Genomic DNA, 21,052 nt, shown 5'->3' with positions numbered 1-21,052 from the left:
ATGGCTCGTTTATAGAACGACAATATATCTAAAGAAAGCACACTTAGAAGTTAGTTATGACACTGACTTTTAAGTGTGCTTTTTGATGTGTATGGATAATGGATAATACTCTGGAAAATTTTACATGAAAATATGCAAAACGAGAATGACTGCTAATTGATAAAAGTAGCTCACCATAAAGTTACGGTTGGATTTTAAATACAATAAAGTCGTACTACTTGCTAGTATCAATGCTGGAATGAATTCCCACCATGTATTAATGTATGGATAATAGTACAGTGTTTCAAGGATAACGGATAATACTATTGTAATCTTTAAAGGTATTAATCTGCTTAATTCTTGAATTAAAATATGACGGAAAATAAGTTGGCAAATCAAAATATTTAATATAATGATTAAAGAAAATATAGCTATTAAACTGATGGAACCATACCCTTTAATTAGCGAATAAATGTCAAAGGCAGTAAAGGAATCTACATTTAGTGCGAAAATATCGAAATGATTTAAAAGTGAAAATAGTACGACACTTAGTGTAAATGATATAAGAATATGCCATTTATATTTAGCGCTGGCAACGATTTGCGAACGTATCATTGGAATAAACGCATCTTCATGCATCAGACGAAAAATAGCTAATGAAAGAATAACTGCGAGTAAATAGCTAATGTTCATTGAAATAGGAAAAGAGAAACCCCATGGGGCTTGTTGAGTGAATACAGCTACTAACCCAAAAGTTAAAAAGACGATAATGATTGGCAAGATGTTAACCAAAAATATATAAAGAAAAATAAATCCAATATCACGTTTGAAAAAACGCGATTGTTCGGTAGCGTATTCTTCTTCTATGTAATGTTTTTTTGTATGTGACATAGTATACCTCATAAAGAATTTTATTATATTGATACTTTAGCACATATTACTTTGTATTGTATGTTCTATACATTAAAATTTAAAGGAAATATATGATAATTTCATTCAAAATAATGAAGCGCTTCCATTGTAATTTGTTTTGTAAGGTGTATCATTATGATGAATTGAAATTTTGGGGGAGGTATTGTAATGACGTTTCTTACAGTCATGCAATTTATAGTTAATATTATTGTTGTAGGATTTTTACTTACAGTCATTGTAATCGGGCTTATTTGGTTGATAAAAGATAAAAGGCAATCGCAACATAGTGTTTTAAGAAATTATCCGTTATTAGCACGTATAAGATATATATCAGAAAAAATAGGACCAGAATTACGACAGTATTTATTTTCTGGTGATAACGAAGGGAAGCCTTTTTCACGTAACGATTATAAAAATATCGTTTTAGCTGGGAAATATAATTCACGTATGACAAGTTTTGGTACTACAAGAGATTATCAGGACGGCTTTTACATACAAAACACGATGTTTCCAATACAACGTAACGAAATATCTGTGGATAACACAACATTGATATCTACATTTATTTATAAAATTGCGAATGAGCGTCTGTTTAGTCGCGAAGAATATCGAGCACCGACTAAGATTGATCCCTATTATTTAAGTGATGAACATGCGATAAAACTAGGTGAGAATTTGGCACATCCTTTTATTTTAAAACGTATTGTAGGCCAATCTGGTATGAGTTATGGTGCTTTAGGTAAAAATGCAATTACGGCTTTATCAAAAGGTTTGGCTAAAGCGGGTACATGGATGAATACAGGTGAAGGTGGTTTATCGGAATATCATTTAAAAGGTAATGGTGATATCATTTTCCAAATTGGACCTGGCTTGTTTGGTGTTCGTGATAAAGAAGGTAATTTTAGTGAAGATTTATTTAGTAAAGTAGCACAGTCCTCTAATGTTCGAGCATTTGAATTAAAATTGGCACAAGGCGCAAAAACTCGTGGCGGTCATATGGAAGCAGAAAAAGTGAATGAAGAAATTGCTGCAATACGTAATGTCGAACCATATAAAACAATTAATTCACCGAACCGTTATGAGTTCATTCACAATGCTGAAGATTTAATTCGCTTTGTTGATAAAATACAAGAATTAGGTCAAAAACCTGTAGGATTCAAAATTGTTGTTAGTAAAGTATCAGAAATAGAAACGCTTGTACGCACAATGGTTGAATTAGATAAGTATCCAAGCTTTATTACAATTGATGGCGGTGAAGGTGGTACAGGGGCAACGTTCCAAGAACTACAAGATGGTGTTGGATTACCATTATTTACAGCGTTACCAATTGTGTCAGGCATGCTAGAGAAATATGGTATTCGAGATAAAGTGAAATTGGCCGCATCAGGTAAGCTAGTGACGCCAGATAAAATTGCGATTGCACTAGGTTTAGGTGCAGATTTTGTAAATATCGCACGTGGGATGATGATTAGTGTCGGTTGTATAATGAGTCAACAATGTCACATGAATACGTGTCCAGTTGGTGTTGCAACAACAGATGCTAAAAAAGAAAAAGCATTAATTGTAGGTGAAAAACAATATCGTGTAACTAATTATGTGACAAGTTTGCATGAAGGCTTATTCAATATTGCAGCGGCAGTTGGTGTATCAAGTCCAACAGAAATTACAGCAGACCATATTATTTATCGAAAAGTTGACGGTCAGTTGCAAACAATACATGATTATAAATTAAAATTGATTAGTTAAATTGTATATCCAGAATCATCAGAAGAAACGGATGCTAGATTTATTGAAAACCTAACTCCGAGTACGTTGAGTTTTTTAATATTAATACCCTCAGAATGAGATTAAGGTTTGTAGCCTTAGTCTTTTCTGAGGGTATTTTATGTTATAAACTATTTGTCATCCATTTTGTCTTTTTCTTTTAAACCGCTATGCTTTAACTGTTTTTCAACTTTTTCAAAGCTAAGATATTTATTATCTTTACTATCTTTAGATGATACACCAAAACGTTTGTTTAATTCTTTCATATCAACTTCTTTATAATTAATGTCTAAATGTTCAATTGCTTTTTTGTCTTTATAGTCGACTTTATATTTAGCACCTTTAAGGTCTTTGAAGATATCTTCAGTTTTTGCGAATAACTTTTTAGCTTCATCTTTGCTTATGCCAAGATCATCGTACTTAATTGTGTTTATTGTAGACTGTTTTAAAACTTTATCGTCTTTATAAGTGATTGACGTAAGTACGTGTTTACCATTTACGTCACCTTCATAGGTCTTTGTTTGTTCCTTACTACAAGCTGATAATGCAATGATACATATTAATACTACTACAATTAATGAACTTAATTTTTTCAAAGTCAGTCGCCTTCTTTCAGTATTTGATTATAAATGAATTATAACATTTAGAAAAAAATGATGTTATTCAAAAATTTAAATTTTGCAATTTTTTTTGGAAATACGAGAGTTTTCAAGCGGATTTCTCACAAATTTTTTAAAATTATTAAGCCTGAAATCGTTAAAGAGGTAGGGAACGTAGTATAGACCACTGTTGATTTCATCCTTAGCATTATTGCCAGTATACTAAAAGAAAAGGACAAATGATTTTTTACAATTGCATCTAGAGGTTAAGATTACGACGAATGTGTCGGTGATATTGACGTACTTAAGTACGTACGCTACAATTAGATTAACAGAAGACAAAGGAGGGTTTATATGATTATCACTAGCCCTACAGAAGCGAGAAAAGATTTTTATCAATTACTAAAAAATGTTAATAATAATCACGAACCAATTTATATTAGTGGCAATAATGCCGAAAATAATGCTGTGATTATAGGTTTAGATGATTGGAAAAGTATACAAGAAACAATATATCTTGAATCTACTGGTACAATGGACAAAGTAAGAGATAGAGAAAAAGATAATAGTGGTACAACAAATATAGATGATATTGATTGGGATAATCTTTAATGAGCAATTATACGGTTAAGATTAAAAATTCGGCGAAATCAGATTTAAAGAAAATAAAACATTCTTATTTAAAAAAGCCATTTTTAGAAATTGTTGAGACTTTAAAAAATGATCCGTATAAAATAACACAATCCTTTGAAAAATTAGAGCCTAAATATTTAGAGCGATATTCAAGAAGAATTAACCATCAGCACAGGGTCGTCTATACTGTAGATGATCGAAATAAAGAAGTATTAATATTATCGGCGTGGTCACATTATGATTAATGTATATTCAACATCTGAATAAGTTTAATGGTAAGTTAAATAAAGAAACTAGTATTTAAGTGTAGAGAAAATAGCGGCATTAATGCGTTGTTATCTCTACACTTTTTAGTTTTTTAATAGCGCAGGACTCAACAGATTGAAATTAATAACAATAAAAGAATAACGTATTATAATAAACTACTTTAAACTGTGACTTTTTCTGAATATTAATTTTTAAAATATAGCGCATGAAAACGTTAAAGCGGTAGGCAGTATTTTTCAGAAAGTTAGTGATACAATGTTTATAAGAAGAAATACAGGAGGATGAATAACATGAATCAGTCAGTCAAATTACTTAAACATTTAACAGATGTTAACGGCATTGCTGGATATGAAATGCAAGTTAAAGAAGCAATGCATAATTATATAGAACCGATTAGTGATCAAATTATTGAAGATAATTTAGGAGGCATTTTTGGAAAGAAAATTGCTGAGAATGGCCAATATTCAATTATGATTTCTGGTCATATGGATGAAGTTGGTTTTATAGTAACTAAAATTGATAAACATGGTTTCATTTCATTTACGCCAGTTGGTGGATGGTGGAACCAAGTTATGTTATCGCAAAAAGTAACCATTACAACAGATTCAGGTAAAGAAATTAGAGGTATTATCGGTTCTAAACCGCCACATGTTTTATCACCAGAAGAGCGTAAAAAGCCAATGGAAATTAAAAAAATGTTTATTGATATTGGTGTGAGTAGTAAAGAAGAAGCAGCAGAAGCTGGTGTTGAAGTAGGAAATATGGTGACGCCGTACAGTGAATTTGAAGTGCTAGCAAATGATAAATATTTGACTGCAAAAGCATTTGATAATCGTTATGGTTGTGCCTTAGCAGTTGATGTATTAAAACGTTTAAAAGATGAAGCGATTGGAATTAATTTATACAGTGGTGCAACAGTGCAAGAAGAGGTTGGTCTACGTGGTGCGAAAGTTGCAGCGAATACTATCAAGCCTGATCTGGCGATAGCTGTAGATGTAGGTATAGCATATGATACGCCAGGTATGTCTGGGCAAACAAGTGAAAGTAAACTAGGCGGTGGTCCAGTCGTTATTATGATGGATGCTATGAGCATTGCACATCAAGGTTTTCGTAAACATATTAAAGATGTAGCTAAAAAGCATAATATCGAAGTACAATGGGATACTACACCGGGTGGAGGTACAGATGCGGGAAGTATTCATGTCGCAAATGAAGGTATTCCAACAATAACAATAGGTGTTGCGTTGCGATACATGCATTCTAATGTATCAGTACTCAATCTAGATGATTATGAAAATTCTGTTCGTCTTGTAACTGAAATTGTTCGTTCTTTAAACGATGAAGCCTATAAAAAATTGATGTGGTAATCTAATCCACAAATTATAAAGAATCCTTTTAATATGGTAGGTTGTTAAACAATTGTCTAACTTTAATTCTTAGTCATTAGACAGTATCCATGTTAATAGGATTTTTTGTTTTTAATTTAAATGCTGAAAATCAATTATGCCTAAATTTTGATATAACAAGAAAATGATTTTTTCTTAAATTTAATTGCACTAAAAACCAAAAAAACGGGAATACTATACCTGATATGTTACATGAGGAGCGGTGCAAATGTTGTTAGAAATTAAAGATTTAGTGTATAAAGCGAGCGATAGAATCATACTAGATCATATCAGTCTAAAAGTAGATAAAGGTGAGAGTATTGCCATTATCGGTCCATCAGGTAGTGGTAAAAGTACATTTCAAAAGCAAATATGTAATTTGATTAGTCCAACTAGTGGAAAACTATATTTTAAAGGTAAACCCTATAATGATTATGACCCGGAAGAATTGCGTCAACAAATCAGTTATCTGATGCAGCAAAGTGACTTGTTTGGTGAAACGATTGAAGATAACATGATATTCCCATCTCTTGCACGTAATGATAAATTTGATAGAAAACGCGCGAAGCAATTAATTAAAGATGTCGGTTTGGGACATTATCAATTAAGTTCGGAAGTGGAAAATATGTCGGGTGGTGAGCGACAAAGAATTGCTATAGCGCGCCAATTGATGTATACACCGGATATTCTTTTATTAGATGAATCGACCAGTGCATTAGACGTTCATAATAAAGAAAAAATAGAAAATATCATTTTTAAGTTAGTGGAACAAGGTGTTGCTATCATGTGGATTACCCATAGTGATGATCAAAGTATGAGACATTTTCAAAAACGCATAACGATTGTTGATGGCAAAATTTCTAAGATTGAGGAGTTGAATCAACATGAGTAATACGGCACTTGGCTTGACGGCATTGCTTTTAGTCATTCCGATTATCATTTCATATAAAGAAGGTTTACATATTATTAAAGATTTAATTGTTGCGACACTACGGGCAGTTGTGCAATTAATCATTTTGGGGTTTTTGCTGCATTATATTTTTAAAATAAACGATAAATGGCTGCTTATTTTATGTGTATTGGTCATTATTATTAATGCATCATGGAATACGATTAGTCGAGCATCACCAGTGATGCATCATGTGTTTTGGATATCATTTCTAGCTATCTTCATTGGAACAGCATTACCACTTGCAGGTACTGTAGCTACAGGGGCAATTCATTTTACCGCAAATGAGGTTATACCGATTGGAGGTATGCTAGCAAATAATGGTCTAATTGCGATTAATCTGGCGTATCAAAATTTAGACCGCGCATTCGTGCAAGATGGAACTAACATTGAATCTAAATTATCACTTGCAGCAGCGCCGAAATTAGCATCTAAAGGTGCTATTCGAGAAAGTATACGTTTAGCGATTGTACCAACCATTGATTCAGTCAAAACATATGGGCTTGTGTCGATTCCGGGTATGATGACTGGTTTAATTATTGGTGGCGTACCGCCATTACAAGCTATAAAATTTCAATTATTAGTTGTGTTTATTCATACAACAGCGACAATTATGTCAGCTTTAATTGCGACATATTTAAGTTACGGTCAATTTTTCAATGCTAGACATCAATTAATTGCGCGAACTACCGATGTTAAAAGCGAATAATTTAAGATAGTCACTATGGTTACTTAGTTTATAGTTACGCATATAAAAAAGTGGAATTACGCATACATCTTAAGTTGGCATATTAACGTGCTAATTTAAGATACATGCGTTTTTTATTGTTCTATTTGTTAGGAAATTAAAAACTGTGTCTTAACACTTTGAGATGTTTGTTTTAATTTTGCAAATACTGAAAAATAATTTCATTCTTTTTTCAATATATCACAGAAAATAGTTGCCAAATATTATATAATAGAACGGTTATAAGTAAATTTGTGTTGTACACATTTATTAATAAATCGTTATTCTATGGGAAATGAATATCGTGAAATTTGTTCGAAAGGAGTTTTATAAATGTCTGTTATGCGATTATTCACATTCATTTTAAGTATTTTTATAGTAGGAATGGTTGAAATGATGGTTGCAGGAATCATGAACTTAATGAGTCATGACCTACATGTATCAGAAGCGGTCATTGGTCAATTAGTGACGATGTATGCTTTGACATTTGCGATATGTGGACCAATCTTAGTTAAATTAACAAATCGCTTTTCTACAAGACCGGTATTGTTATGGACGTTACTTATATTTATTATCGGAAACGGTATTATTGCTGTTGCACCTAATTTCTCAATATTAGTTATCGGTAGAATCATTTCGTCTGCAGCGGCTGCATTGATTATTGTTAAGGTACTAGCTATTACTGCGATGCTAACCGCGCCTAAAAATCGTGGCAAAATGATTGGACTTGTTTATACAGGTTTTAGTGGTGCAAATGTCTTTGGTGTACCTATTGGAACTGTCATTGGTGATTTAGTAGGTTGGAGATATACATTTTTATTCTTAATTATTGTCAGTATCATCGTAGGTTTATTGATGATGATTTATTTACCGAAAGATCAAGAATTAAATCGTGGTCCTGTGAATCATGAAGCACCATCTCATGAAAATCATGTCACTTCAAAAATATTAAGACCTGCAGAAGTAGCAAAATATTTAATCATTACGTTCTTAGTCTTGATTGCTAATTCAGTCACATTTGTCTTTATTAATCCCCTTATTTTATCTAATGGTCATGATATGTCATTTGTGTCTTTAGCACTTCTTGTAAACGGAATTGCTGGTGTCATTGGAACATCGTTAGGTGGAATATTCTCTGACAAAATTACAAGTAAACGTTGGTTGATGATATCAGTATCAATTTTTATTGTCATGATGTTAGTGATGAATATTATTCTTCCAGGAACGGGCTTATTGTTAGTAGGACTGTTTATTTGGAATATTATGCAATGGAGTACAAATCCAGCTGTTCAAAGTGGTGTAATTCAACATGTTGAAGGTGATACAAGCCAAGTCATGAGTTGGAACATGTCGAGTTTAAATGCCGGTATAGGTGTTGGTGGTATTATTGGTGGTTTAGTTATGGCGCACGTTTCGGTTCAAGCTATCACGTATACGAGCGCGATTATTGGCGCATTAGGTTTAATTGTTGTTTTCACATTAAAAAATAATCATTATGCTAAAACATATAAATCATAATAATAAAACATAATTAAAAGCACGCCTGCTATCAAATTCAGGTGTGCTTTTTTAAATGCGATAAAGTTATTGATATGTGCGATAGTAGCGACGTTCATTATGATATTTTGGCCAAGGCATTTTACCTGTTTTAGCAAAATTGGCTAAATCGTTTTGCATTTGTCGACTTAAAAATTTAAGATGATCAGTGATTGGATATTGATGTGCTGATAAAATTTGTAAGTTTCCGAACCAAAATATCATATCAAGAATATGGTACGCACTGCGATAGTGTTCGCTTGAAGTATCATGCCAGGCAAATTCTGCAAACCATGATTGTACATTTGAATCTTGAATATTGAGTTGTTGCAAAAATTGTTCCATCGGCTGTTTGAAATAGCAATGTGTAATCGCTAAAGATTGTTGCTTAGCCGTCTGAACATCTTCGTATTTTAAAGGAATATCATTTAATTCCATAATATCGATAAAGCGTTGCGGCGATAATTTCTTTTGTTCACTAGTAATATAAATATCGCCTTCATCCTTCGTATAGCATGCCAATATAGGTTTGGATGTTGGAAAATGATGTTTCATATGATCCGTTTTGATAGGTGCATATATTAAATCTAGGCCTTTAGAAGGTCCGCGAGATTGCTTGAGTTTAGACATTAACATCAAAATATCATCTGTAGTTAGCGTTGTTACGTCATCTGTATCTAAATAATCGACCATCATTTTTTGAAAATGCTTAGCTTTGTTGCGTGCATTTTCTAAGGTGTCTAAACGTAATGCACCACTTAGTAGAATAACTTTATGGAAATAAGGTTCAATGTCAGGTAGTTTCATTAAAGTTAAAATGCTCATACTACCCGCAGACTGACCCATCAAAGTAACATTATTAGGGTTTCCGCCAAAGGATTCGATAAATAGATGAACCCACTTTATAACATTTATTTGATCTGAAATGCCATTGTTCGAATTGAATTCACTATTAAAATAGGACCAATCTAAGTAACCTAACGCACCTAAACGATAGTTGCATGTGATAACGATGACATCATTATTTTTTACTAAATGCGCTGGTTGATAGAGTTCAGCAGAACCATGCCCATTTTCAAAACTTCCGCCATAAAAATAAATGATGACCGGCTTATTATTTTTATCATTATGTTGCTTCCAAATATTAAGATATAGACAATCTTCATTTTCAGTAAAGTTTGTTTGTTGCGAGGAGAAAAAATCTTCTAATTTATTATCAGGTTGAGGTGGGATAGGCTTAATAGTTTTAGCATCGATTGGCTCATGCCACTGTGTTTTTAACGTAGAATGTTTAAAGCGATGGTTATTAATTGGTGGCTCAGCATATGGAATGCCTAAGAAGATATCTAGGCCATCTTGTGTGATACCATGAATCTGACCACCTGCAGTACTTATCTTCATATTTATTAACCTCCTTATCATCCCCAAATTAATCATACCACGGTAAAGAAGTGATGGGTGACACCTCTAACAAGACAATTTTGTGACTGAATCAGATAAGCATGCTATCCGTATTAAATCAAACTATCTTGAGCATTATATGATGCTCTTCGATAGTGCCATTTCATGACAATACCAGTCTCACTATCTTGTTATGTTATTTATATCCCATTTTCAAAATAAAAAACCAACCAAGATTATTGAAATCAATGGTTGGTGAATATTTGTGCGAGCTTTGAAATCATATTTGAAAATTTAATTAGATGAATTGGCTTCTTTATCTAGTGCTTCGGTCATCTTCGTGTTGATCCGTTTTGCGCGACGGAAATAAACACTTTCAAATGAACTTGTTGTACCAATGTAATAGAAAATAAGTGCCACGATTATGATAACGATAAAGTCATAAGGATAATGAATAAAGTTCAATCCTTTAAATTCTTTACTACCTATAAATGACAGTAATGAGAGAACGATTAAATATACAATAATCCATAAACTACCGCCAATTTGCTTCTTCGTATTACGCCAATTCATTCGATATTCATAGAAAAAGTAGATTGGTAAGCCGAGTATAATGATTAAAATAACTTCTGCTGTCGTTGGCCACATTGCCCAATATATAGCTAAAGATGCTAATACAAAAGATAATGGTGCCATTACTTTTAATATTTTGGCTCTGAATGGACGTGTCATAGTTGGACCCATTTTACGTAAAGCAATTACTGTCGTTGGTCCAGTTAAATAGGCAACTAAGGTCGCAGTAGAAATAACGGCTGCTAATGTACCCCAATCTCTAAATAATGTAACCATAACCATGCTAATAATGGCATTGAAGATAATTGCTACACGAGGAATATGATATTTTTCGTTCATTTTTCCAAGAAATTTAGGTATATGTCCATTTTTCTCCATTGCGCGTAAAACACGTCCTGTAACTGCAACAAATGATACGCCAGTTCCAAAAGGTGAAACAACTGCTTCAATATATAATAAAATTGCTAACCAATTAATGCCTAATAATATAGCTAAGTCAGCAAACGGTGAGTTGAAATTGATACCACTCCATCCGCTATGTTGTAACATTGATTGAGGCATAGAAGTAATAAATGTACTTTGGAGAATAATGTATAGTACTGCGCTTAGTGATAATGAAATAGCAATGCCTCGTGCGATATTCTTTTCAGGATTTTTAATTTCTGACCCCATATTGATAATCGTTTGGAATGAATTAAATGAGAAAATAATCCCTGATGCTGTTGTTGCAGCAAAAATAGGTGCGCTACCATAAGGCATAAATGTACTTGCTGAATGCCCGTAGTTAGAGGTGTCAAAACCAGACAACATCAACATAATAATCGTTAACGTTGGAACACCTAACTTAAATACGGAAATTAAACTTGTAAATGATGTTAACAGTTTAACTGACCAATAGTTTAATAATGAAAAAATAATAATGATGAGATACACAGCTAGTAAACCGTATGTGCTTATAGAGCCGTTTTCCATTAAGTGTGCCATTGGCTTTGCCCAATGCCAAGGCCATGAACTCATATATTGTACTGCTGAAACAGCTTCAATTGGTATAATTGTAACAAGTGATACCCAATTGGCCCACGCAGCAATAAAGCCTAATAATGAGCCGTGTGTATATTGTGCATAGTTACTCATACCCCCAGATTGTGGGAACATTGTACCTATTTCAATATAGTTATAAGCTATGGTTCCGATAACTAGAAATCCAATAACCCATGAAATAATTGCAGCTGGACCGGCTATTGAAGATGCTTCCCAGGCACCGAATAACCAGCCGGATCCAATTAATGAACCTAGCCCTAATAATATTAATTGGGATAGATTAATTTTGTCGTCGTGCGATTGTTTGTCTTTGTTCATAAATACTCCTTCGTTATTGCCGAAAATACAAAAAATAATATGCGACAATTATACGCTTATTACAATAATAGTCAAATTTATTTTTTGTAAAAGTGCAAAATCATTGGCTAAATTAGTTTTTTTGAAATTTTGGATATATAATACAATATATATTGAATAATAGACTGGAAGTGATCGTTATGACCGTTAAACAACCGAATGAACAAGTTGAAGCATTTTTAAATAAAGAGAGTCAATGGCAAGAAGAATATCAATATTTGAGAGACTTAATTTTCAATGAAACTGAACTTGAGGAAGCATATAAATGGATGCATCCTTGTTACACTTTAAAGAATAAAAATGTTGTGCTGATTCATGGTTTCAAAAACTATGTTGCACTATTATTCCATAAAGGTGCTATTTTAGAAGATAAGTATCATACACTCATTCAACAGACTGAAAAAGTACAAGCAGCACGCCAGTTAAGATTTGAAAATCTAGAAGAGATTAAAGCGCGTACAGAAGAAATTAAATACTATTTAGAAGAAGCTATTAAAGTTGAAAAAGCTGGCAAAAAGGTTGAAATGAAGAAAACTGAGGACTATGTTATTCCTAAAGAGTTAGAAGCTAAGTTCGAAGAAATGCCACAATTAGAGTCGTCATTTTATAAATTAACGCCAGGCAGACAGCATCAATACATTTATCATATTGAACAAGCTAAACGTAGTGAAACAAGACAAAAGCGCGTTGAAAAGTATATTAATCAAATACTTGAAGGTAAAGGGATGCATGATAAGTAATTCATGAGTATAGGGATACACACTATACAACAATATACAGGATGACATGAAACAATCAGTGGTTAATGCCATTGGTTGTTTTTTCGTATGTGGTATTAATTTGAGTGCCCCCATGATTTATATCGAGTATATTTGATGGAATCACGCAAATATTTAATGAGATGGGCAATGTCCATGATTTTTACAAAATAACGACATTTATAATATTTTTTCACATTTTTGACATTTTTTTGTCGCAAACCAACCAATTGTGCGGTAATAAATTCGCTTTTGAAAAATGTGAGTTATCAATTTAGTTGCTAATTATAAAATAATGCTGTTTAATAACAACATATAGAGTATGTTAGTTTTAAATGTCGAATATACGAATGTGCAAACAAAGAGTAATCGGTAGAAATTCAACATACATAGCGCCGTTTATTTTTTGATGATTCACATTACAGATGATAAATATACAATTCTACATAATCAAGACCATGATGTGTACTTGTTTAACTTATGACTCTATTTGTTTAACAATTACCATGATGGTCTTTTAATTTTATGCGTATCATTCGTCATATGTTGTTATGAGGAAGGAGAAATGATTATGTTAAGTATTAAACATTTAACGAAAATTTATTCTGGCAGTAAAAAGGCTGTAGATGACATCTCTTTAGATATTCAATCAGGGGAATTTATTGCATTTATAGGAACGAGTGGGAGCGGTAAGACAACCGCTTTAAGAATGATAAATCGCATGATTGAAGCAACAGAAGGACAAATTGAAATTGATGGTAAAGATGTTCGAAGTATGAACCCTGTCGAATTGCGTCGAAGCATTGGTTATGTTATTCAACAAATCGGGTTAATGCCTCATATGACTATAAGAGAAAATATAGTACTTGTACCGAAGTTACTTAAATGGTCAAAAGAGAAAAAAGATGAACGTGCAAAAGCACTAATTAAGCTTGTAGATTTACCAGAATCATATTTAGATCGATATCCTGCAGAATTATCTGGTGGACAACAACAACGTATCGGTGTCGTTAGAGCACTTGCGGCCGAACAAGACATTATTTTAATGGATGAACCTTTTGGCGCATTAGATCCTATTACGAGAGATACACTGCAAGATTTAGTGAAAACTTTACAACGAAAATTAGGTAAGACGTTTATCTTTGTAACGCATGATATGGATGAAGCGATTAAATTAGCAGATAAAATTTGTATTATGTCAGAAGGTAAATTGGTGCAATTTGATACACCAGATAATATTTTAAGGCATCCTGCAAATGATTTTGTGCGTGATTTTATCGGTCAAAATAGACTGATTCAAGACCGTCCGAATGACAAGACTGTTGAAGGCGTTATGATTAAGCCAATCACGATACAAGCAGATGCAACGCTTAATGATGCTGTTCATATTATGAGACAAAAGCGTGTAGATACGATTTTTGTCGTTGATAGTGACAACCATTTACTTGGATTCTTAGACATTGAGGATATTAACCAAGGTATACGAGGACACAAAACTTTACGTGATATGATGCAACAAAATATTTATACCGTTCAAATTGATTCGAAATTGCAAGATTCTGTTCGCACGATTTTAAAAAGAAATATCAGAAATGTTCCTGTTGTAGACCAATATAATCGCTTAGTTGGACTAATTACACGTACCAATGTTGTGGATATAGTTTATGACACGATTTGGGGTGACAGCGAGGCTACATCTCATACGGAACATAATGGAAAAGACACCATTCCCTCTGTATCAGGTGAACCACATAATGAGAATGTTGAAACACATGGTATTGGAGTGGATAAATCATGATAGCATTTCTTCAAGAGAATGGTGGACAACTCATATCGAAAACATTGGAGCACTTTTACATTTCTATGGTGGCATTATTACTTGCTATCGTCGTTGCTGTTCCTTTAGGTATATTACTATCTAAAACGAAGCGAACTGCCAATATTATTTTAACTGTGGCGGGAGTCTTACAAACGATTCCTACATTAGCCGTACTTGCCATTATGATACCGATTTTTGGTGTTGGAAAAACACCAGCAATTGTAGCGCTATTTATTTATGTATTATTACCTATTTTAAATAACACAGTGCTAGGTGTTAAAAATATTGATAGTAATATTAAAGAAGCTGGAAAAAGTATGGGCATGACGCAACTCCAACTTATGAAAGACATTGAATTACCGTTAGCCTTACCGCTTATAATTGGTGGCATTCGCTTATCATCTGTATATGTTATTAGCTGGGCAACGCTCGCAAGCTATGTTGGTGCGGGAGGTTTAGGTGATTTTATATTCAATGGTTTAAATTTATATGACCCAATGATGATAATAACTGCGACTGTACTTGTAACTGCTTTAGCATTACTTGTTGATGCATTATTATCACTAGTTGAAAAATGGGTAGTTCCAAAAGGATTAAAGATATCTGGATAATTAGGAGGAAAAGATAATGAAGAAACTAAAACGTATTGTAGTCGTGCTTGTATTATCTCTTACTGTATTATCTGGATGTAGTCTACCCGGACTAGGTAGTAAAAGCACGAAAAATGATGTCAAAATTACTGCATTGTCGACAAGTGAATCGCAAATTATTTCGCATATGTTGCGACTATTAATCGAACATGATACGAATGGCAAGATTAAGCCAACATTAATTAATAATTTAGGGTCAAGTACGATTCAGCATAACGCATTGATTAATGGAGATGCCAATATTTCAGGAGTAAGATATAATGGCACAGATTTAACAGGTGTTTTAAAAGAAGAGCCAATCAAAGATCCTAAGAAAGCTATGATGGCGACACAACAAGGATTCCAAAAGAAATTTGATCAAACATTTTTCAATTCATATGGTTTTGCGAATACGTATGCATTTATGGTAACGAAAGAAACAGCTAAAAAATATCATTTGGAGAAAGTTTCAGATTTAGAAAAATATAGCAAAGATTTACGTTTAGGCATGGATAGTTCATGGATGAATCGTAAGGGTGATGGCTACCAAGGATTTAAAAAAGAATATGGTTTTGATTTTGGTACAGTAAGACCGATGCAAATCGGATTAGTATATGATGCATTAAGTTCAGGAAATTTAGACGTTGCATTAGGATATTCTACAGATGGGCGAATAGCTGCATATGATTTGAAAGTACTTAAAGATGACAAACATTTCTTTCCTCCTTATGCTGCCAGCGCTGTCGCTACAAACGAATTGTTGCGTCAACATCCAGAGCTTAAAACGATAATTAATAAATTAGATGGCAAAATTTCAACTTCAGAGATGCAACGATTGAATTATGAAGCGGATGGAAAAGGCAAAGAACCAGCAGTAGTTGCTGAGGAATTTCTGAAAAAACATCACTACTTTGAAAATCAGAAAGGTGGTCATAAATGATGGAAGGAAATTTATTACAGCAATTGTTTCACTATTATGCCATGAACTATGGCTATCTCTGGGATTTATTTTTCAAACATTTATTAATGTCAGTATATGGTGTGCTGTTTGCATCGTTAATCGGCATCCCATTAGGTATCTTACTTGCAAGGTATACTAAATTATCTGGATTTGTAATTACAATCGCGAATATCATTCAAACGGTGCCAGTTATCGCAATGCTTGCTATTTTAATGTTAGTTATGGGATTAGGTGCAGAAACAGTAGTATTAACAGTATTTTTATATGCTTTATTACCAATTATTAAAAATACTTATACAGGAATAGCTAGTGTTGATGTGAATATTAAAGATGCTGGTAAAGGCATGGGCATGACACGAAACCAAGTATTACGAATGATTGAATTACCATTATCGGTTTCAGTCATTATTGGTGGTATTAGAATTGCATTAGTTGTGGCTATAGGTGTTGTTGCTGTAGGTTCATTTATCGGGGCGCCAACTCTTGGTGATATTGTGATACGTGGTACAAATGCGACTGACGGCACAACATTTATACTAGCAGGAGCAATTCCCATTGCAGTCATTGCTATTTTAATAGATGTATTATTGAGAATGTTAGAAAGACGTTTAGATCCGACGACACGTCACCAAAAACATAGATCAAAGCACCGTCCCCAAGGAATAAACTTATAGAGGACCTTGGTATATTGTAATTTATTATTATGTAAATATTTGAAATGCATTAATAGGCTGTCCAATATCTTGAATGGTATTTGGATGGCCTATTTGCCGTGGATAAATGTATGCGTTTACACTAAAATAGCAATAATTATCCCGAAATAATTTGTATAAATAATCTCTAATAATGTAAAAATACTAAAAATTGAAATGTTTTATTTATAATTATCTGCAAATTTATGATATTGTTTCTTAATATATCATATTAAAAATTTGTTTTTTATAACTTAGGAGGCTTTTCTATTTCATGGACACTTCGAAACAATTTAGAGGTGACAATCGTTTGTTATTAGGTATTGTCTTAGGTGTCATTACCTTTTGGCTATTCGCACAGTCACTTGTTAATCTTGTTGTCCCGTTGCAAGCAACATACAGTAGTGACGTCGGTACGATAAATATTGCTGTTAGTTTATCAGCGCTGTTTGCTGGATTATTTATCGTGGGTGCTGGAGATGTAGCTGATAAGCTTGGCCGCGTTAAAATTACATATGTGGGTCTTATTTTAAATGTCATCGGTTCATTACTCATCATTATCACACCGTTACCAGCATTTTTAATTATAGGTAGAATAATTCAAGGTTTGTCTGCAGCCTGCATTATGCCTGCGACACTTGCCATTATAAATGAGTATTATATTGGAACGCGCAGACAACGTGCCTTAAGTTACTGGTCAATTGGTTCTTGGGGCGGTAGTGGTATTTGTACGTTGTTTGGTGGCTTAATGGCTACTTATATAGGCTGGCGTTCAATATTTATAGTTTCAATTTTATTAACATTATTATCGATGTATTTAATTAAACATACACCTGAAACTAAAGCTGAACCGGTAAAAAGCTTAAAAGGTGAAACGAAAAAGTTTGATGTTATTGGATTAATCATTTTAGTGGTGACAATGTTAAGTCTTAACGTGATTATTACGCAGACATCTCATTTCGGTTTAGTTTCACCAATGATACTAAGTTTAATTGTTATTTTTATCTTGTCATTAATAGGTTTTGTCTACTATGAAAATAAGATTAAATATCCGCTTGTAGATTTTTCTATTTTTAAAAATAGAGGATACAGTGGGGCGACGATATCTAACTTTCTATTAAATGGTGTTGCTGGTGGTGCATTAATCGTCATTAACACTTATTACCAACAACAATTAGGTTTTAATTCATCTCAAACAGGATATATCTCATTAACGTATTTAATTGCAGTATTGTTAATGATCCGTGTAGGTGAAAAGATTTTAACTCAGTTTGGTCCGAAGCGTCCACTATTATTAGGTAGTGGATTTACAGTAATTGGACTTATCTTATTGTCATTAACATTTTTGCCTGAAATGTGGTATATCGTGTCTAGCATTGTCGGCTACTTACTGTTTGGTACGGGTTTAGGACTGTATGCTACCCCTTCTACAGATACAGCAGTTGCGAGTGCGCCAGATGACAAATCAGGTGTAGCTTCAGGTGTTTATAAAATGGCTTCGTCATTAGGAAATGCATTTGGTGTGGCAGTATCTGGTACGATTTATACAGTTTTAGCAGCAAATTTAAATTTACATTTAGGCGGCTTCTCTGGCATGATGTTTAATGTCATTTTAGCAGTGATTGCATTTTTAGTTATTCTATTTTTAGTTCCGAAAAATCAAACGAATTTGTAAAACTGAAATGAAAGCAAGTTATTATGTAGGAAATTTAAAGTGAATTTTGTGAAAGTAAGTGAAGTGTTTATGGATTCACACCTAATATTGAGCGACAATGTTCAGTATTAGGTGTATTTTTATAAGTTATAAATAATTATTAAATTAACGGTGGCGTAAGTGAGTAATTTTCGAATTGACGCTTATATACGAAAGTAGTATTTTAAAATTGAACAACAACGATGAAGAGGGGTTTACAGTATGAAAATTGCAATTGCGGGGTCTGGTGCACTAGGCAGTGGCTTTGGTGCTAAATTATTTCAAGCAGGTTATGATGTAACGCTTATTGATGGTTATAGTTCTCATGTTGAAGCGGTCAAAGAGCATGGGTTAAATATAACGATTAATGGCGAAAAATTCGTATTAGATATCCCAATGTGTCATTTAAATGAACAACCACAAGATAGTATTTATGATATTGTTTTTCTATTTCCAAAATCTATGCAATTAAAATCTGTGATGGATGCTATGAAATCAAATATTAATGACGACACAATCGTCGTGTGTACAATGAATGGTTTGAAACATGAAGAAATCATCTCGCAATATGTTGCTGAATCACAAATTGTTAGAGGTGTCACAACTTGGACTGCAGGTCTGGAAAGTCCAGGGCATAGTCACTTGCTTGGTAGCGGTCCGGTTGAAATTGGTGCGTTAGTTGACGAAGGTAAAGAAAACGTTAAGAAAGTGGCTGAAATTCTTAACAAAGCAGGATTAAATGGCGTTATTAGTCAAGATTTACATCAATCAATTTGGAAGAAGATTTGCGTTAATGGTACAGCCAATGCCTTAAGTACAGTGTTAGAATGCAATATGGCAGCACTTAATGAAAGCAGTTATGCGAAGTGTTTAATTTATAAATTGACACAAGAAATAGTGCATGTCGCAACTATAGATGACGTTCATTTAAATGTTGATGAAGTATTTGAATATTTAATCGGCTTAAATGACAAAGTAGGTGCACACTATCCGTCTATGTATCAAGACCTAATCGTCAACAATAGAAAGACTGAAATTGATTATATTAATGGTGCAGTTGCAACTCTAGGAAAGAAACGTCATATAGAAGCACCTGTGAATCGATTTATTACGGATTTAATACATGCTAAAGAAAGTCAGCGACAAGCCCAAGATTAATTGATGCTTTTAGGTATGGCTGCGAGTTAATGACGACAATGTGAAAATCAAGGTCATTATTAAAAGTGAAATGAAGTAAATATAGAACAGCAGTAAGGTACGTTCCAATTGAAATGATCTTAGTGCTGTTCTTCTTGATTTATCTTCGGCTTAATTTAGGTTTGATGTAGGTCTATGACATACTTATAGCATTTGCAAGACAGATTTTATGATGATACTGTTAACAAATTTTGAGGCAAATTATTTGGAAGTCTGGCATGAATTTTGTACACTCATCAAGCAAGTTACTATAAGACAAAATAGAGAAAAGGTGTTTATAATGAGTAAAATTTTTGTGACTGGTGCAACAGGCTTAATCGGCATTAAATTAGTTCAAAGACTAAAAGAAGAAGGGCATGAGGTTGCTGGTTTTACTACTTCTGAGAATGGTCAACATAAGTTAGAATATGTTGGCATTAAAGCATATATTGGTGATATTTTAAAAGCCGATACAATTGAGCAAGCTTTAGCTGACTTTAAACCAGAAATTATTATCAATCAAATTACTGATTTGAAAAATGTCGATATGGCAGCGAATACTAAAGTACGTATTGAAGGCTCTAAAAACTTAATTGACGCAGCTAAAAAGCATGACGTGAAAAAAGTTATTGCACAAAGTATTGCCTTTATGTATGAACCTGGCGAAGGTTTAGCAACTGAAGAAACATCACTTGATTTTAATTCAACTGGAGATAGAAAAGTAACAGTTGATGGTGTCGTGGGTCTTGAAAAAGAAACAGCACGTATGGATGAATATGTTGTCTTACGCTTTGGTTGGTTATACGGCCCAGGTACTTGGTACGGTAAAGATGGTATGATTTATAATCAATTTATAGATGGACAAGTGACATTATCAGACGGTGTAACATCATTTATCCATCTTGATGATGCAGTAGAAACATCTATTCAAGCTATCAATTTTGAAAATGGTATTTACAATGTTGCTGATGATGAACCTGTAAAAGGCTCTGAATTTGCAGAGTGGTATAAAGCACAACTAGGTGTGGAACCAAATATTGATATTCAACCTGCACAACCATTTGAACGTGGTGTGAGTAATGAGAAGTTCAAAGAACAAGGTGGCTCTTTAATTTATAAAACATGGAAAGACGGCATGAATCCAATTAAATAATAATTTATCCGTTTAATATGAAGAAAATAAAGACTTGATCGAATCGTG

General features: G+C 33.3%; 19 protein-coding genes. 15 read left to right on the top strand and 4 right to left on the bottom strand.

Translation table 11 applies throughout. The features are described from left to right. Nucleotides 1-120 precede the first annotated feature (120 nt). Nucleotides 121-870: a CPBP family lipoprotein N-acylation protein LnsB gene (lnsB, locus tag HMPREF3247_RS04620; protein WP_000019956.1), complete on the bottom strand. Its 750-nt coding sequence runs from the start codon at nt 868-870 to the stop codon at nt 121-123. Nucleotides 871-1,059: 189 nt separating this feature from the next. On the opposite strand from lnsB, the gene HMPREF3247_RS04615 reads away from it, so the two are divergent. Beyond that, the gene (locus tag HMPREF3247_RS04615) at nt 1,060-2,637 is read left to right on the top strand and encodes an FMN-binding glutamate synthase family protein (protein ID WP_000143490.1); all 1,578 of its coding nucleotides are present in this window, start codon (nt 1,060-1,062) and stop codon (nt 2,635-2,637) included. A 149-nt stretch (nt 2,638-2,786) separates the two neighbouring features. On the opposite strand, the gene HMPREF3247_RS04610 is transcribed toward HMPREF3247_RS04615, so the two are convergent. Then, nucleotides 2,787-3,251 (bottom strand): YehR family lipoprotein, encoded by a 465-nt coding sequence (locus HMPREF3247_RS04610; protein WP_000736689.1) that lies wholly within the window; start codon nt 3,249-3,251, stop codon nt 2,787-2,789. Nucleotides 3,252-3,608: 357 nt separating this feature from the next. Here HMPREF3247_RS04610 and HMPREF3247_RS04605 point away from each other — a divergent pair, with 357 nt between their 5' ends. The 6 genes from HMPREF3247_RS04605 to HMPREF3247_RS04580 all read left to right on the top strand — a co-directional run bounded on the left by HMPREF3247_RS04605 (nt 3,609) and on the right by HMPREF3247_RS04580 (nt 8,733). Beyond that, on the top strand, nt 3,609-3,866 hold the full coding sequence (locus tag HMPREF3247_RS04605) for a type II toxin-antitoxin system Phd/YefM family antitoxin (protein ID WP_000587615.1): 258 nt from the start codon (nt 3,609-3,611) through the stop codon (nt 3,864-3,866). After that, nucleotides 3,866-4,132, top strand: a complete 267-nt coding sequence (locus HMPREF3247_RS04600) for a Txe/YoeB family addiction module toxin (RefSeq protein ID WP_000074046.1) — start codon at nt 3,866-3,868, stop codon at nt 4,130-4,132. Before HMPREF3247_RS04605 ends, HMPREF3247_RS04600 begins: the two co-directional genes overlap by 1 nt. Nucleotides 4,133-4,444: 312 nt before the next feature. After that, the gene (locus HMPREF3247_RS04595) at nt 4,445-5,521 is read left to right on the top strand and encodes a M42 family metallopeptidase (protein ID WP_001076667.1); all 1,077 of its coding nucleotides are present in this window, start codon (nt 4,445-4,447) and stop codon (nt 5,519-5,521) included. A gap of 247 nt (nt 5,522-5,768) precedes the next feature. Further along, nucleotides 5,769-6,431: an ABC transporter ATP-binding protein gene (locus HMPREF3247_RS04590; protein WP_000923528.1), complete on the top strand. Its 663-nt coding sequence runs from the start codon at nt 5,769-5,771 to the stop codon at nt 6,429-6,431. Next, nucleotides 6,424-7,197 carry an ABC transporter permease gene (fetB, locus tag HMPREF3247_RS04585; protein ID WP_000072148.1) on the top strand — a complete coding sequence of 258 codons (774 nt, stop codon included), beginning with the start codon at nt 6,424-6,426 and terminating at the stop codon, nt 7,195-7,197. Before HMPREF3247_RS04590 ends, fetB begins: the two co-directional genes overlap by 8 nt. A 351-nt stretch (nt 7,198-7,548) precedes the next feature. Continuing rightward, entirely contained in the window at nt 7,549-8,733 is a 1,185-nt protein-coding gene (locus HMPREF3247_RS04580; protein ID WP_000115415.1) for an MFS transporter, read from the top strand. A 66-nt stretch (nt 8,734-8,799) separates the two neighbouring features. Here HMPREF3247_RS04580 and HMPREF3247_RS04575 read toward each other — a convergent pair whose 3' ends face one another. Next, nucleotides 8,800-10,152 carry a carboxylesterase family protein gene (locus HMPREF3247_RS04575; RefSeq protein ID WP_000704098.1) on the bottom strand — a complete coding sequence of 451 codons (1,353 nt, stop codon included), beginning with the start codon at nt 10,150-10,152 and terminating at the stop codon, nt 8,800-8,802. A gap of 294 nt (nt 10,153-10,446) precedes the next feature. Next, nucleotides 10,447-12,084 (bottom strand): APC family permease, encoded by a 1,638-nt coding sequence (locus HMPREF3247_RS04570; RefSeq protein WP_001030723.1) that lies wholly within the window; start codon nt 12,082-12,084, stop codon nt 10,447-10,449. 179 nt (nt 12,085-12,263) lie between these two features. Here HMPREF3247_RS04570 and HMPREF3247_RS04565 point away from each other — a divergent pair, with 179 nt between their 5' ends. The 8 genes from HMPREF3247_RS04565 to HMPREF3247_RS04530 all read left to right on the top strand — a co-directional run bounded on the left by HMPREF3247_RS04565 (nt 12,264) and on the right by HMPREF3247_RS04530 (nt 21,004). After that, nucleotides 12,264-12,863: a YdeI/OmpD-associated family protein gene (locus HMPREF3247_RS04565; protein ID WP_000216787.1), complete on the top strand. Its 600-nt coding sequence runs from the start codon at nt 12,264-12,266 to the stop codon at nt 12,861-12,863. Nucleotides 12,864-13,452: 589 nt separating this feature from the next. Further along, a complete protein-coding gene (locus HMPREF3247_RS04560) occupies nt 13,453-14,679 on the top strand; it encodes a betaine/proline/choline family ABC transporter ATP-binding protein (protein ID WP_000948995.1) in 1,227 nt (408 codons plus the stop codon). Continuing rightward, complete coding sequence (locus tag HMPREF3247_RS04555; RefSeq protein WP_000560003.1) at nt 14,676-15,311, top strand: ABC transporter permease; 636 nt, start codon at nt 14,676-14,678, stop codon at nt 15,309-15,311. Before HMPREF3247_RS04560 ends, HMPREF3247_RS04555 begins: the two co-directional genes overlap by 4 nt. A gap of 16 nt (nt 15,312-15,327) precedes the next feature. Further along, nucleotides 15,328-16,269: an osmoprotectant ABC transporter substrate-binding protein gene (locus HMPREF3247_RS04550; RefSeq protein WP_000734363.1), complete on the top strand. Its 942-nt coding sequence runs from the start codon at nt 15,328-15,330 to the stop codon at nt 16,267-16,269. After that, nucleotides 16,269-16,964 carry an ABC transporter permease gene (locus HMPREF3247_RS04545; protein WP_000398939.1) on the top strand — a complete coding sequence of 232 codons (696 nt, stop codon included), beginning with the start codon at nt 16,269-16,271 and terminating at the stop codon, nt 16,962-16,964. The genes HMPREF3247_RS04550 and HMPREF3247_RS04545 overlap by 1 nt, the downstream gene beginning before the upstream one ends. Nucleotides 16,965-17,256: 292 nt before the next feature. After that, on the top strand, nt 17,257-18,657 hold the full coding sequence (locus HMPREF3247_RS04540) for an MFS transporter (protein WP_000381258.1): 1,401 nt from the start codon (nt 17,257-17,259) through the stop codon (nt 18,655-18,657). Between the two features lie 240 nt (nt 18,658-18,897). After that, entirely contained in the window at nt 18,898-19,833 is a 936-nt protein-coding gene (locus tag HMPREF3247_RS04535; protein WP_000684042.1) for a 2-dehydropantoate 2-reductase, read from the top strand. Between the two features lie 319 nt (nt 19,834-20,152). After that, entirely contained in the window at nt 20,153-21,004 is an 852-nt protein-coding gene (locus HMPREF3247_RS04530; RefSeq protein ID WP_000034495.1) for an NAD-dependent epimerase/dehydratase family protein, read from the top strand. Nucleotides 21,005-21,052: the final 48 nt, after the last annotated feature.

Origin of the sequence: Staphylococcus sp. HMSC36A10 (assembly GCF_001838845.1) — a bacterium.
Classification (GTDB): Bacteria; Bacillota; Bacilli; order Staphylococcales; family Staphylococcaceae; genus Staphylococcus; species Staphylococcus aureus.
The sequence above is the reverse complement of the archived record's forward strand: the minus strand, read 5'-3'. Positions and strand labels throughout refer to the sequence as shown.